Genomic DNA, 975 nt, shown 5'->3' with positions numbered 1-975 from the left:
CGATGGAGAATATTCCAATCTATAACGCACGCAAACATGGGGAAGAGGAAATTGCTTCTATTCATCCTAAAATAGATCATCTCGTTAAAGAAACACAAGGTGTTATTGTGTATCAAGAACAGGTGATGCAGATCGCTCAGGTGCTTGCTGGGTATTCGCTTGGAGAAGCGGATTTATTGCGTCGTGCTATGGGTAAAAAGATTCACGAAGAAATGCAAAAACAGCGGACGCGCTTTGTGAATGGAGCTGTTGCTGGTGGTGTTGATAAAGAGCAAGCTAATATTATCTTTGACCTTTTAGCAAAATTCGCAGATTACGGTTTTAATAAATCACATGCTGCTGCTTACGCCATTATATCTTATCAAACAGCTTATATGAAGGCACACCATTCAGTTGAGTTTTTAGCTGCTTCGATGTCATATGATATGACAAATACCGAGAAATTAAATGATTTCCGGCGCGAGGCATTAAGGTTGGGTATTGAAGTAATTGCGCCTTGTGTGCAAACATCACATCGTCTTTTTGAGGTCGGTAAAAATTGTATTTACTATTCTCTTGCTGCTATTAAAGGTGTGGGGGAAGCAGTCGTTGATCATATCGTAGCTTGCCGTGGAAATAAGGTTTTTAAAGATTTAAAGGATTTTTGTGAGCGCATTGATCCGCGTATTGTTAATAAGCGTGCCATGGAAAGTTTGGTTTGTGCTGGCGCTTTTGATTGCTTTAATATTGCGCGTGAGGTTTTATTGGCGAGTGTTGGAACTCTTCATGCGCGTGCACTTCGTATTTTTGATAATAATTTTAGTGGACAAGTTGATATGTTTGGAATAGCTGGTGGCTTGAAAGAGCCTTTGATTCTATCGCAAGCATCTCCTTGGTCACCGGCTGAGAAACTTTATCGAGAATTTCAAGCTATAGGTTTTTACTTTTCTGCTCATCCTCTGGATGAATATCAAGCTATTCTTGCTAAAAAACGTA

The 975-nt window shown here is 39.8% G+C and carries 1 pseudogene; it reads left to right on the top strand.

Going from position 1 to position 975, the window contains the following annotated elements:
* Window positions 1-975 (top strand): annotated as a pseudogene (locus ACFIK8_RS10200) (DNA polymerase III subunit alpha); the annotation flags it as partial.

It is taken from the genome of Bartonella sp. MR168JLCBS (assembly GCF_042194175.1).
Note: the sequence above shows the minus strand (reverse complement) of the source record. Positions and strands in the feature narration are given on the sequence as shown.